This is a genomic window from Microbacterium neungamense, assembly GCF_024971095.1.
GTDB lineage: Bacteria > Actinomycetota > Actinomycetes > Actinomycetales > Microbacteriaceae > Microbacterium > Microbacterium neungamense.
The window spans coordinates 748,493-761,223 of the sequence record NZ_CP069717.1 but is presented as its reverse complement, the minus strand read 5'-3'; the positions used below and the strand labels follow the sequence as shown (position 1 = coordinate 761,223).

14 protein-coding genes are annotated in these 12,731 nt (G+C 70.5%); 8 read left to right on the top strand and 6 right to left on the bottom strand.

Annotated features, from left to right (window positions below; translation table 11 throughout):
* Positions 1–12 precede the first annotated feature (12 nt).
* From dapD to JSY13_RS12650, 3 genes are all read left to right on the top strand, one after another.
* On the top strand, positions 13–966 hold the full coding sequence (gene dapD, locus JSY13_RS03600; RefSeq protein WP_259607674.1) for a 2,3,4,5-tetrahydropyridine-2,6-dicarboxylate N-succinyltransferase: 954 nt from the start codon (positions 13–15) through the stop codon (positions 964–966).
* A 329-nt stretch (positions 967–1,295) separates the two neighbouring features.
* A complete protein-coding gene (locus JSY13_RS03595; RefSeq protein WP_432806435.1) occupies positions 1,296–2,351 on the top strand; it encodes a DEAD/DEAH box helicase in 1,056 nt (351 codons plus the stop codon).
* On the top strand, positions 2,345–2,848 hold the full coding sequence (locus JSY13_RS12650; protein WP_432806434.1) for a hypothetical protein: 504 nt from the start codon (positions 2,345–2,347) through the stop codon (positions 2,846–2,848). Before JSY13_RS03595 ends, JSY13_RS12650 begins: the two co-directional genes overlap by 7 nt.
* Positions 2,849–3,111: 263 nt before the next feature.
* Here the strand turns inward: JSY13_RS12650 and JSY13_RS03590 are convergent, their stop codons facing one another.
* From JSY13_RS03590 to JSY13_RS03565, 6 genes are all read right to left on the bottom strand, one after another.
* Positions 3,112–4,401 carry a citrate synthase gene (locus JSY13_RS03590; protein ID WP_259607673.1) on the bottom strand — a complete coding sequence of 430 codons (1,290 nt, stop codon included), beginning with the start codon at positions 4,399–4,401 and terminating at the stop codon, positions 3,112–3,114.
* 142 nt (positions 4,402–4,543) lie between these two features.
* A complete protein-coding gene (gene dapC / locus JSY13_RS03585) occupies positions 4,544–5,650 on the bottom strand; it encodes a succinyldiaminopimelate transaminase (RefSeq protein WP_259607672.1) in 1,107 nt (368 codons plus the stop codon).
* A complete protein-coding gene (fdxA, locus tag JSY13_RS03580) occupies positions 5,651–5,971 on the bottom strand; it encodes a ferredoxin (protein ID WP_259607671.1) in 321 nt (106 codons plus the stop codon). It abuts the gene before it with no gap.
* Between the two features lie 9 nt (positions 5,972–5,980).
* Positions 5,981–6,469 (bottom strand): histidinol dehydrogenase, encoded by a 489-nt coding sequence (locus tag JSY13_RS03575; protein WP_259607670.1) that lies wholly within the window; start codon positions 6,467–6,469, stop codon positions 5,981–5,983.
* A 75-nt stretch (positions 6,470–6,544) separates the two neighbouring features.
* Positions 6,545–6,859: an AzlD domain-containing protein gene (locus JSY13_RS03570; protein ID WP_259607669.1), complete on the bottom strand. Its 315-nt coding sequence runs from the start codon at positions 6,857–6,859 to the stop codon at positions 6,545–6,547.
* Complete coding sequence (locus tag JSY13_RS03565) at positions 6,856–7,569, bottom strand: AzlC family ABC transporter permease (protein WP_432806433.1); 714 nt, start codon at positions 7,567–7,569, stop codon at positions 6,856–6,858. The genes JSY13_RS03570 and JSY13_RS03565 overlap by 4 nt, the downstream gene beginning before the upstream one ends.
* A 236-nt stretch (positions 7,570–7,805) precedes the next feature.
* Here JSY13_RS03565 and JSY13_RS03560 point away from each other — a divergent pair, with 236 nt between their 5' ends.
* From JSY13_RS03560 to JSY13_RS03540, 5 genes are all read left to right on the top strand, one after another.
* A complete protein-coding gene (locus JSY13_RS03560; protein ID WP_259607666.1) occupies positions 7,806–8,909 on the top strand; it encodes a tyrosine-type recombinase/integrase in 1,104 nt (367 codons plus the stop codon).
* Entirely contained in the window at positions 8,909–9,238 is a 330-nt protein-coding gene (locus JSY13_RS03555) for a helix-turn-helix domain-containing protein (protein WP_259607665.1), read from the top strand. The genes JSY13_RS03560 and JSY13_RS03555 overlap by 1 nt, the downstream gene beginning before the upstream one ends.
* Positions 9,235–9,714, top strand: coding sequence for a hypothetical protein (locus JSY13_RS03550; RefSeq protein WP_259607664.1), 480 nt, complete (start codon positions 9,235–9,237; stop codon positions 9,712–9,714). The genes JSY13_RS03555 and JSY13_RS03550 overlap by 4 nt, the downstream gene beginning before the upstream one ends.
* A gap of 62 nt (positions 9,715–9,776) precedes the next feature.
* Positions 9,777–11,173, top strand: a protein-coding gene (locus JSY13_RS03545; RefSeq protein WP_432806446.1) for an IS3 family transposase whose coding sequence is annotated in 2 segments (ribosomal slippage) — positions 9,777–10,113 and positions 10,113–11,173 — 1,398 coding nt in all. Because the reading frame shifts where the segments join, the coding sequence is not laid out codon by codon here.
* A 32-nt stretch (positions 11,174–11,205) separates the two neighbouring features.
* Entirely contained in the window at positions 11,206–12,714 is a 1,509-nt protein-coding gene (locus tag JSY13_RS03540) for a hypothetical protein (RefSeq protein ID WP_259607663.1), read from the top strand.
* Positions 12,715–12,731: the final 17 nt, after the last annotated feature.

The following is a 12,731-nucleotide window of genomic DNA, read 5'->3' as shown; positions in this document are numbered from 1 at the left end:
TAGTTTGGAGGGATGAGCACTGAGCGCACCGTGTGGGGTATCGGACTGTCGACGACTGCCGGGGACGGCACCGTGCTGGACGCCTGGTTCCCCGAGATCGGCCTCGGCGAGCCGGATGCCGCGGACGCGGCCTCCGCGGCGGAGACCTGGCAGGCGCTGGCGGAGCCGGACGAGCGCCGCAACGTCACGGTGGAGCTCGTGCAGCTGTCGGTGGACCTGGACGCGCCCGTCGCCTCCACCCCGGACGCCTACCTGCGCCTGCACGCCCTGTCGCGCTTGCTGGTCAAGCCGAACGAGCTGAACCTGGACGGCATCTTCGGCCACCTGCCGACCGTGGCGTGGACGAACGCCGGCCCGATGCTGCCCGCGGATGCCACGCGCCTGCGTCCGGTGCTGCAGCGCCACGGCATCCAGGTGCAGGGCCTGGACAAGTTCCCGCGGCTGACCGACTACGTCCAGCCCGAGGGCGTGCGCATCGCGGATGCCTCGCGCGTGCGGCTCGGCGCGCACCTCTCCCCCGGGACCACCGTGATGCACGAGGGCTTCGTGAACTTCAACGCCGGCACCCTCGGCGCCTCGATGGTGGAGGGACGGATCTCCCAGGGCGTCGTGGTCGGCGACGGCAGCGACATCGGCGGTGGGGCGTCCATCATGGGCACCCTCTCCGGCGGCGGCACCGTACGGGTGTCGATCGGTGAGCGGACGCTTCTCGGCGCGAACGCCGGCATCGGCATCTCCCTCGGCGACGACTGCGTCGTCGAGGCCGGGCTGTACGTGACCGCGGGCACGAAGGTGGTGCTCGCCGACGGTCCGGACACCGCCGACGGCGGACGTCCGACGGTGAAGGCCGCCGAGCTGTCCGGCCGGGACGGCATCCTGTTCCGCCGCAACTCGCTGACCGGCGCCGTCGAGGCGACCCAGCGCACCGGCGTGGGCGTCACGCTGAACGAGGCCCTGCACGCCTGACCCGGGTCGCACCCTTCGCCCCTCCCTCCTTTCACTCCCCGCGTTCGGGGCGCTTTCACTCCCCTCGTTCGGGGCGGATTCTCGCGTTCGGGGCGGTTGTCATCCGCCCCGAACGCAAAAATGCGCCCCGAACGCGGCAGGAGGGGATGCACAGGGGGACGTGCTACTGTCAAGGGTCGCTCCCCGTCACGGCGGAGCGCCTGCGTCGTCGACACGCTCCCGCGCCGCCTTCCGGCCGCGAACTTCTCGAACGGCGAACCGATGCGCGAACCCGCGCCGTCGCCCACCTTTCCCGCACGCCCCTCGCGCGTGCCCATCTGGAGCCACCTATGACTTCCTTCCTCGACCTCAGCGTGCCCGCGTCCCTGGCATCCGTCCTCGCCGCCGACGGTAAGACCGAGGCCTTCGCCATCCAGCGCGACACGTTGCCGGACTCCCTCGCCGGCCGCGACCTGCTCGGCCGCGGCCGCACCGGCAGCGGCAAGACCATCGCGTTCGCCTTGCCCCTGGTCGCGCGTCTCGCGGATGCCGGCGGCGCCCGCCGTCCCGGCCGCCCGCGCGGCCTCGTGCTCGCGCCGACGCGTGAGCTCGCCACCCAGATCGCCGCCACCGTCTCGCCGCTCGCCGCCGCCGTCGGCCTGCGCGTGACGACCGTGTTCGGCGGGGTGAGCCAGCGCCCGCAGGAGCAGGCGCTGCGCGCCGGCGTCGACATCGTGGTGGCCTGCCCCGGCCGCCTCGAAGACCTCATGAAGCAGAAGGTCGTGTCACTCGACGCGGTCGAGATCACGGTGCTCGACGAGGCCGACCACATGGCCGACCTCGGCTTCCTGCCCGGCGTCACCCGCATCCTCGCCGCGACGCCGGCCGGTGGACAGCGCCTGCTGTTCAGCGCCACGCTGGACCGCGGCATCGACTCCCTCGCGAAGCGCTTCCTGCGCAACCCGGTCAGCCACGAGGTCGACGAGGCCAGCGTGCCGGTCGGCGAGATGACCCACCGGGTGCTGCTCACCGCCGACGCCGAGAGCAAGAAGACCCTGGTGCAGGACCTCGCATCCGGCACCGGCCGCCGCATCCTGTTCACCCGCACCAAGCACCAGGCGAAGAAGCTCGCGAAGCAGCTCACCGCCTCGGGCATCCCGGCGGTGGACCTGCACGGCAACCTGTCGCAGAACGCGCGTGAGCGCAACCTCGCCGCCTTCGGCGCGGCACCGGATGCCGGTGGCGTGCGCGTGCTGGTCGCGACCGACGTCGCGGCGCGCGGCGTGCACGTGGACGACGTCGAGCTCGTCGTGCACGTCGACCCGCCGGTGGAGCACAAGGCGTACCTGCACCGCTCCGGCCGCACCGCCCGGGCGGGCGCGCGGGCACGGTCGTCACCGTGGTGATGCCCGAGCAGCGCCGCGACGTGAAGGACCTGCTCCGCAAGGCGCAGATCACCGCTCCCCTCGAGCCGGTGACGGCGGATGCCGTGGACGAGGTCGTCGGTACGCGGGCCGCCCTCGTGAAGCCGTCGCCTGCCACTCCGGCGGGCAACCGTCCGGCCCCGTCCTCCACGCAGAACGCGGCGTCGTCCTCCGGTCGCGGTCGCGGTCGCGGACGGGGCCGCGGCGGTCAGGCATCCGCCACGTCCGGGCGCACCGCCGGGCGCGCGGGACAGTCCGGGCAGCCGGCGGGGCGGGCGTCCGCGTCCGGCGGTCGTCACGGCGTCCGCGGCGAGCACGGCTCCGCGGCATCCGGTGCGGGTCGCGCGCACGGCCAGGCGCACGCGCAGGCGCCGTCGGGGCACCAGCGCGGCGCCCGCGATCACGACGCGGCGCGCCCGGCCAGGCACGAGAGCCGGCCGCAGGGCTCGCGGCGCGCCAGCCGCCCGCAGGGCCGCTGACCGGCATCCGTTACTCAGGTCGCAGAAAACGCCGCTCTGAACACGCCGAAACGGCACTTTCTGCGACCCGAGTAACCCCAGGCACCCCGATAGCGGCACTTTCCGCGACCCGAAGGCGCGCGGCGGCGACGGCGCGCCCCGAAAGGACCGCACCGCCGGCATCCGTTACTCAGGTCACAGAAAACGCCGCTCTGCACGCCCCGAAACGGCACTTTCCGCGACCCGAAGGCGCGCGGCGGCGACGGCGCATCCGCCGACGGACGTCAGCGGCTGGGGTAGGGACGCTCGGCCGAGCCGACGTACAGCTGCTGCGGACGGCCGATCCTGGTCTGCGGGTCGAGCTGCAACTCCCGCCACTGCGCGAGCCAGCCCGGCAGCCGTCCGATGGCGAACAGCACGGTGAACATGCGCGTCGGGAAGCCCATCGCCTTGTAGATCACGCCGGTGTAGAAGTCGACGTTCGGGTAGAGGCGGCGCTCCTTGAAGTAGTCGTCCGCGAGGGCGATCTCCTCGAGCTCCTTGGCGAGGTCGAGGAGCGGGTCGGTGACGCCGAGCTCGGCGAGCACCTCGTCGGCGGCTTCCTTGACGAGCTTGGCGCGCGGGTCGTAGTTCTTGTAGACCCGGTGGCCGAAGCCCATCAGCTTGACGCCCTCCTCCTTGTTCTTCACGCGCTCGACGAAGCGCTGCACGCTCTGCCCCGACTCGCGGATCTGCCCGAGCATGGTCAGCACCGCCTCGTTCGCGCCGCCGTGCAGCGGGCCGGAGAGGGCCTGGATGCCCGCCGAGATCGACGCGAACTGGTTCGCACCGGTGGACCCGACCAGGCGCACCGTGGAGGTGGAGGCGTTCTGCTCGTGGTCCTCGTGCAGGATCAGCAGCAGCTCGAGCGCCTTCGACATCACCGGGTTGACCTCGTACGGCTCGCTGAGCACGCCGAAGTTGAGCTTCAGGAAGTTGTCCACGAAGCTCAGCGAGTTGTCCGGGTAGAGGAAGGCCTGCCCGACGCTCTTCTTGTGCGCGTAGGCCGCGATCACCGGGAGCTTCGCGAGCATCCGGATCTGGTTCAGCTCGACGTGCTCGGGGTTGTGCGGGTCGGTCTGCCCGTCGTAGTACGTCGACAGCGCCGCCACGGCCGAGGACAGCACGGCCATCGGATGCGCCGTGTGCGGCAGTGCGGAGAAGAAGTGCTTGAGGTCCTCGTGCAGCAGCGTGTGCCGACGGACCTTCTCGTCGAACTCGGCGAGCTCGTCTGGGGTCGGCAGCTCGCCGTAGATGAGCAGCCACGCCACCTCGAGGTAGCTGCAGTTCCTCGCGATCTGCTCGATCGGGTAGCCGCGGTAGCGCAGGATGCCCTGATCGCCGTCGATGAAGGTGATCGCCGACTTCGTGGAGGCCGTGTTCACGAACCCGTAGTCGAGGCCGGTGTAGCCGGTCTGACGCGTCAGGGTCGAGAAGTCGATGCTGTCGTGCCCGCTCGTCGCGCGCAGCACCGGGAACTCCGCCGTCCTGTCGCCGACCGTGAGAGTCGCCTTCTCGGGCTGATCTGCGCTCACGCGAACCTCCTGCTTTCACGTCGTGGACGAAGTGCGGCGCGCTGCGCCGGGGCGGATGTCGACTGCATCGCTCGTACAGCCTAGCCGCGACCGTGGCCTACTGTGACATCCGCCAAGAGATGGCGCGGTCACATGAGAGAATCTACAATCCGGTCAGTCGGCGCGCTGCTTCCTCCACCGCGGGCAGCGGCGCGGTGAGCGCGAGCCGCACGTGGTCGCCGGAGTGCGCACCGTAGAAGTGGCCCGGCCCGGCGAGGATGCCGGCATCCGCGAGCCGCCCCATCGACTCCCACGCGTCGCGGTCCTCGGTGGCCCACAGGTACAGCCCCGCCTCCGAACCGTCGATCCGGAAGCCCGCCGCCTCCAGCGCGGGCTTGAGCACGTCGCGGCGACGGCGGTACAGCGCCTTCTGCGCGGCGACGTGTTCGTCGTCGCCGAGCGCGACGGTCATCGCGTGCTGCACGGGCCCCGGCGGCATCAGGCCGAGATGCTTGCGTGCGCGCAGCAGGTCGGCGACGATCGCGGAGCATCCGGCCAGGAACGCGGCCCGGTACCCGGCGAGGTTCGACTGCTTGCTCAGCGAGTACACGCTGAGCAGGCCCTGGCGCGTGCCGCCGGTGACGCGCGGGTCGAGCACCGACGGCACCGGCTCGGTCGCCCACGGCCCTTCCCAGCCGAGCTCGGCGTAGCACTCGTCGCTGGCGAGCACCGCACCCAGCTCGCGGGCGCGGGCGACGGCGGATGCCAGCTCCGGCACGGTCCAGGTGCGTCCGTCGGGGTTGCCCGGCGTGTTGATCCAGATGAGCTTCGCGCCCTCGGGCCACTCGGCCGGGTCGTCGGATGCCACGGCCGTGGCGCCCGCGACGGTCGCGCCCACCTCGTAGGTCGGGTAGGCGACGCGTGGATGCACGACGATGTCGCCCGGTCCGAGGCCGAGGAGGGTGGGCAGCAGCGCGACGAGCTCCTTCGAGCCGATGGTCGGCAGCACGTTCGCGGGTGTCAGGCCGGGCACGCCGCGGCGTCGCGCGTACCAGTCGACGATCGCCTGCCGCAGCGCAGCGGTGCCGACCGTCTGCGGGTAGGAGTGCGCGTCGGTGGCTTCGGCGAGCGCACGACGGATGACCTCCGGCGTCGGGTCCACCGGAGAGCCGATGGAGAGGTCGATCAGCCCGGCCGGATGCTGCGCGGCGCGCTCACGGTACGGAGCGACGGCGTCCCAGGGGTAGTCGGCGAGCTCGCGGACCCCCACCTACTCCCCCTGCGGGGGCAGGGCGGCGATGATCGGGTGGTCGTGGTGGATGACGCCGACCTTCGCAGCGCCACCGGGAGACCCGATCTCCTCGAAGAACTCCACGTTCGCCTTGTAGTAGTCCTGCCACTCCTCGGGCAGGTCGTCCTCGTAGTAGATCGCCTCCACCGGGCAGACCGGCTCGCAGGCGCCGCAGTCCACGCACTCGTCGGGGTGGATGTACAGCGAGCGCTCCCCCTCGTAGATGCAGTCGACGGGGCACTCGTCGATGCAGGCACGATCCTTCACATCGACGCAGGGAAGGGCGATCACATACGTCACGGTCCCAGTCTACGACCCGTGCGGGGACGGCGGTTCCCGCCCGGCCGGCGGGGAGGATGCCGGGGGCCGCCGGTGCACGGATGCCGGGGGTTCGTGCGGCGCCGGCGCCGGGCGCTGCGTATGAGCCGTCGGCGCGGAAGCCCGCAGGCGCGAGAGATCGGGCCAGGCCACGACGAGCACGACGATGCCGGCGACGAGGTAGGTCCAGATGTTGCCGAGCGGGGTGTTCGGGACGACGACGGATCCGCCCGGGCCGCGCTGCGAGATCACGAGGATGAGCGCCATCATGCCGAAGCCGGCCGCGAGTGCGGCCCACCGGTCGCCGGTGAGCGCCCGCAGCGCGATCAGCAGCGAGGCGCAGGCGATCGCGCCGAGGATCAGGCCCACCGGGATCGCCCCCCACAGGAAGCTGTGCGCGATGGTCGCGGCGATGCCGTAGACGCCGCCGATCAGCGCGGCCGCCAGCCAGGACAGACCACGGGAGATCACAGAGCGCACCCCGTCAGCCTACCGGCCGGCTCGCATCGCCCCGCCGGCTCGCATCGCCCCGCCGGCTCACGTCGCCCCGCCGGTTCACGTCGCCCAGCCGAGCAGGCGCAGGAGCGCCGCCACCGCGGCCGCCGCGATCACGACGACGAGGAAGGACTGGCGCATCCAGAGCAGCCCGGCCGCGACGAGTACCGCCGGGACCCGCGCGTCGACGACGATCGCCTGCCCGTCGCCGAGGCTCTGCACGGCGACCAGGGCCGCGAGCAGTGCGACCGTGAGGAGATCCGAGATGCGCGCGGGCCTCGGCGCCTCCATCACCGTGGCCGGGGCCAGGTAGCCGGCGGCCTTCAGCGCCATGCAGATGCACGCGGCGAGCAGCACGGCGCTCCAGACGCTCATGCGACCGCCTCCCGTCCGAACCAGTCGAACCAGCCGACGACGATCGCCACGAGCGCCGCGACCAGCACGGGAAGGCCGGGCATCAGCGCCGGGGTGAGGCTCGCCGCGACCACCGCCGCCGCGACGCCGACGACGACCGCCTGACGCCGGCGCAGCCGCGGCCAGAGCAGCGCCAGGAAGGCGGCGGCCGCCGCGGCATCCAGCCCCCACTGCCGCGGGTCCCCGAGGATGTCGCCGAGCAGCGCGCCGACGAGCGTCGTGGCGTTCCAGCCGAGGAAGATCCCGATCCCGGTGACCCAGAAGCCGAGCCGGGCGAGACGCGGATCGTCCTGTGAGATGGCGACCGCGGTGGATTCGTCGATGGTGAAGTGCGTGGCCGCGGCGCGACGGCGGAAGCCGGATCCGATCACCGGCGACATCCGCATCCCGTATGCGAGGTTGCGCACGCCGAGCAGCCCGGCGGACGCGATCGCGGCGGGCAGCGCAGCGACGCCGCCGGCGGCGAAGACGCCGACGAACGCGAACTGCGAGCCGCCGGTGAACATGAGCAGGCTGAGCACGCAGGTCTGCCAGACGTCGAGTCCGGATGCCACGGCGAGCGCGCCGAAGGAGATGCCGTACGCGCTCGTGGCGATCGCGACCCCGAGGCCCTCCCGCCAGACCTCGCGCCGGGGATCGGTCGTGTCGACCGTTCGCTTCACTGAAGGCATGACTATGAAACCGAGAACTTTTCGAGCTGATGCAACATCCCGCGATTCCGCGTGTTTCCGCGCCTTCGGGTCGCCATGATCGCGCCTGCTTGTCAGCGTAGCCCTGGAGTGGGGGAGCGCCGATGCCCCCGGATGGGTGCTCGGCCCCACGATTCCGGGCGGTTTCGCAAGGGCGCGATCCGCGTTGTGAGCCATGTCACCCATCATAACGTTGCATTAGATGCAATAATGATGGGGTGAGTGATGATGCGGAGGTGCTGCTGCTTCGGCAGCCGGGCGTCGTGCCGTTGCATGAGGACGCGGCCGTGTTCAGCGGAATGCTCGATGGGTTTTCCCGCCAGCAGACGAGCCGTGGCCTGGCGACGCAGACTATTCAGATGCGCCGCTGGCAGGTGGAGCGGTTCCAGCGGTTCGCGGACTCATACCCGTGGGAGTGGCTGCCGGGTGACGTCGAGGACTTTACGACGAGCCTGTTCAGCGGCCCACGCCCGTTGGCGCGGTCGACAGTGCGGATCTATCACCTGACGTTGCGCGCGTTCTGCGACTTCATCACCGACCAGCGCTACGGCTGGGTCGCGGAGTGCCGGTCTCGGTTCGGGTCGGTGCCGACACAGGTATGCTTCGAGTGGAACACGGTCGCGCACACCGTCGATTTCGAGGGCACGCCGGGCCGTCGCCCGCTGGACTATGACGAGCTGGAGGCACTGTTCGCCGTCGCGGACGCCCGAGTGGAGACGCTGCGACAGCAGGGCCGCAAGGGCGCGCTGGCCGCGCTGCGGGACGCGCAGTTGCTGAAGACGATCTACGCGTGGGGGCTACGCCGCCGCGAGGCGCTGGGTCTGGATGTGGTCGATCTGCGCACGAACGCGAAGACACCGCAATGGGGCCGGTTCGGGCTGCTACACGTGCGGCACGGGAAGTCCTCGAAAGGCTCGATCCCCAAGCGTCGCTCGGTACTGTCGCTACCGGAGTTCGACTGGGCCATCGACGGGCTGCGCGTCTACGTCGAGCAGGTTCGGGAGAAGTTCAACCCCGGCAACCATCCGGGACTATGGCCGACCGAGCGCGGCACGCGCGTCGGTGACCGCTACCTCGACCGCCGGTTCGCACAGCTGCGCGACGAGGCCGGGCTGCCCGGCGCGTTGACCCTGCACAGCCTGCGCCACTCCTACGTGACGCATCTGATCGAGCTCGGTTACGCGGAGCAGTTCGTGCAGACCCAAGTCGGTCACGCCTACGCCTCGACGACGGCGATCTACACCTCGGTGACCGATGACTACCGCAATCGTGTCCTGGCTGCGGCGATCGACAAGTTCTACTTCCCGGAAGGAAGCACCTGATGACAACGAAGACGATCACCTGGCGGCTGCGAACGCTGATGGCCGAGCGCGGCATGTTCAAGACCACCGACCTCCTCGAACCGTTGAAAGCCGAAGGCGTCGCGCTCTCCCGCGAGCAGGTCTTCCGGCTGGTGACGCAGGCCCCGCAACGTCTCAACGTCGAGGTCCTTGCCGCGCTCTGCACGATCCTGGACTGCACGCCCAGCGACCTGCTCGTCCTCGATCAAGCTGCCGTGCGGTCGGTGGAGGCGACGGGCACGAGCGGGAGGATCGAGGACATCGGTGACCTGCGCCCCGTCCCCGCGCGCATCCAGCGACCGAAGCCGTGACGATCCCACGCGGCACCCCGCAGCCGGACGGGGCTTTCGGGCTGCGCGTCGCGGCGGCGCAGGCCAACAAAGGCGTGACCGCGCTGGAACAGGCCATAGTCGACGCGGCAGAGCGGATCATCGCACCGTCGCGACGGAACGGAGTGCTCCGCCTGCTGTCGAGCGAAGAGTTCGATCCCGCTGACGTGCACGCTGAGACCACCGTCATCGTCCAGGTTTTTCTTGCGAATCTCGCACGCGAAGGCGTGACGGGTGTCCGGCTCCCGCTCTGCCCGACGTGTCGCACCCGGAAGGTCGTCAAGAAGCGCAACGAGCAAGGACAGCGCGAGTGCTTCCGCTGCGCGCAGAGCCGATCGCGTGGCGAGTGCCCCCAGTGCTTGCGGATGAAGAAGCTCACCGCCACCAACGCCGATGGGCAGCGCGTCTGCCAGCCCTGCGGAACGGACGGCATGCCCCTGTGCGTCAGGATGGGGTGAGACACCAGCACTGCTGACCTTCGCACTGCACGGGGCGAGAACGGACCAATACTGAGATGACGATGACGGTTGCTGACGTCGGCACCGATGATGGGGCTATGGCTCCTCGTGCTGACCGGCCCAAGAGGCGGACGTTCACCGCCGAGTTCAAAGCGGCGATCCTGGCCGAGTACGACGCCGCGGACCGCTCTGGGCGTGGGGAGATCCTGCGCCGGGAGGGCCTGTACACCTCCCACATCATCGAGTGGCGCAAGGCCGCGGCCGCCGGCTCGCTGTCCGGGCTGGGCAGCAAGCCGCGGGACCGGCGCGAGCGGGAGCTGCAGGCGCTACGGGCCCGGGCGGAGAAGGCCGAGGCCGAGCTGGCCAAGACCAGGGCGGCGCTGGACCTGATGGGAAAAGCACACGCGCTCTTGGAGACGCTCTCCGAGAGCGCGGACAAGCCGCCGCGGTCGCCGCGGTGATCAACCCGGCCGTCGACGGGCTGGCCGAGCACGTCGGCACCGCGGCTGCGTGCGCGCTGCTGGGTCGCTCCCGCGCCAGTCACTACCGGGCCAAGAACCCGCCACCGCCACGTCCACGGACACCGCGGCCGGCACCGGCGAACAAGCTGTCCGCCGCCGAGCGGGCCCACGTGCTGGCCGTGTTGACCAGCCAGCGGTTCGCGGACAAGTCGGTCGCCCAGGTCTGGGCCACGCTGCTGGACGAGGGCACCTACCTGTGCTCGATGTCCACGATGCACCGGATCCTGCGCGAGCACGACATGGCCGGGGAACGGCGCCGGCAGGCGAGCCACCCGCCCCGGACCCGGCCCGAGCTCGTCGCGACGGCGCCGGGGCAGGTGTGGAGTTGGGACATCACAAAGCTCAAGGGGCCGGAGCGGGGCGTGTACTACGACCTGTACGTCGTGCTCGACATCTTCTCCAGGTTCGTCGTGGGCTGGACCATCGCGGCCCGCGAGGACGCCGAGATCGCCAAGAACCTGCTCGAGCACGCCATGGGCATCCATGGCGTGCCGGAGGCGATCCACGCCGACCGCGGGACCTCGATGACCTCCAAACCGGTCGCTCAGCTGCTCGTCGACCTCGGGGTGGCCAGGTCGCACTCCCGCCCGCACGTGTCGAACGACAACCCTTACAGCGAGGCGGCGTTCAAGACGCTGAAGTACGCCCCGGTCTTCCCCGAGCGCTTCGGGTCCCTGGCCGACGCCGGCGCGTTCGCCGAGCAGTTCTTCGCCTACTACAACCACGAGCACCGCCACTGCGGGATCGGGCTGCACACCCCCGCCAGCGTCCACTTCGGCACCGCCGGGCAGGTCCGCGCCCAGCGCCAGACCACCCTGGACGCGGCCTACGCCGCCCGTCCCGAGCGCTTCGGCCACCGCCGACCCCAGGCGCCCACGCTGCCCGAGGCCGCCTGGATCAACCAGCCCTCACAGGAGGCCCTCATACAGACCGCCTGACGGAATCTGTCTCACCCGCCTTGACACTTTCCGTGCCGACGTTCGCGTGCGAGAACTGCGGGAAGATCGTTACCACTGTCGGGCGCATCGACGGGAGAAGAGTCTGCCTGAACTGCTATCCCCGGCGACTGCGGCGTTGCGTCTCGTGCGGGCAACAAAAGAAGATCGCCGCGACCATCCTGCACGGCCCGCACTGCTTCGCCTGCCACAACCGCATCTTGCGCAACGCCGCCCCTTGCCCCGGGTGCGGCGAGAAACGCATCCTCGCGTTCCTCAGTGACGACGACCGCCCATGCTGCGCGGGATGCGCGGGGCAGCCCGCCCGCTACGCCTGCCGCCGCTGCGGGAGCGAAGAACACAACTACGGTCGCCTCTGCGGGAAGTGCGTTCTCAGCGACCGCTGCAACGACATCCTCGCCGGCCCGGACGGGGCCTTCCTTCCTCCGATGCGGGCACTGCGCGACTACCTGCTCGTCCAGCCTCGCCCAGCACAGGTCATCAAGTGGTTGCGCATGGGGCCGAGCACCGACGTTCTCCGCGACATCGCCTCTGGGCGGGTGCCGGTCGAGTCGATCCTCGACGCCCCGCGGCCGGGCAAGCCGTTGATCTACCTGCGCACGCTCCTCCTCGACGCCGGTGCCCTACCGCGCGACGCGGCGGCCACGCGGCAGCTGATGGCCTGGGCCACGCAGACCATCGGCGGAGCCGCCACCGATCACCACCAGATGCTGCGCACCTACACCCGATGGGTGCTGCTACGCCGAGCCAGCCGAGATGCCGAAGGCGACATCGCTATCGGCGCAGCTCGGCACGTCAAAGCATCGCTGCGGGGCCTCGTCACCTTCCTCACCTGGGCTGAGGAACAACAGACCCCCCTGCGCGCTCTCACTCAGGCACAGATCGAGGAGTTCATCACCCTCCACACCGCACGACGATGGCTCCCACAGTTCCTCACCTGGGCCGCCGAACGCGACATCACACCCGACCTCGACATCTCCACGCTTCCGCGCCGAGAACCCGCGATCAGCACGTCCGAGGCACACCTTGAAAACGTCATCCGCACCCTCGCCACGGATCGCGGTATCGCGCTCGATGCGCGCCTTGCGGCGCTGCTGATCGCGGTCTACGGACTGCCCGCAACCAAGACGCTCGCGCTGCATCGCCGCCAGCTCCGCGACGAGAACGACGGCCTCGACCTCCGCATCGGAGACCGTCCGCTCACGTTGCCCGCGCCGATCACCCTGCTCGCCCGGGAGCAACTCGACCTCCGACCCGACGCAGACGATGACGCATGGCTGTTCCCTGGCCGTCTCCCTGGGCAGCCTCTCGACCCGCAATACCTTTCACTACGCCTGCGCCCTGTCGGCACCAGCATCTCCGCGCTACAGAACGCCGCCCGGTTCCGGCTCGCCGGAGCCGTCCCCGCCAAAGTCCTCGCAGACATACTCGATTTCAGCGTCGCCACCTTCGAGAACTACGCCCGCCTCTCAGGTAGCACCCGCGGCGACTACCCGGCGCTGCGAGAAAACAGCAGTCGATAGGCCACCACCGCTGAACT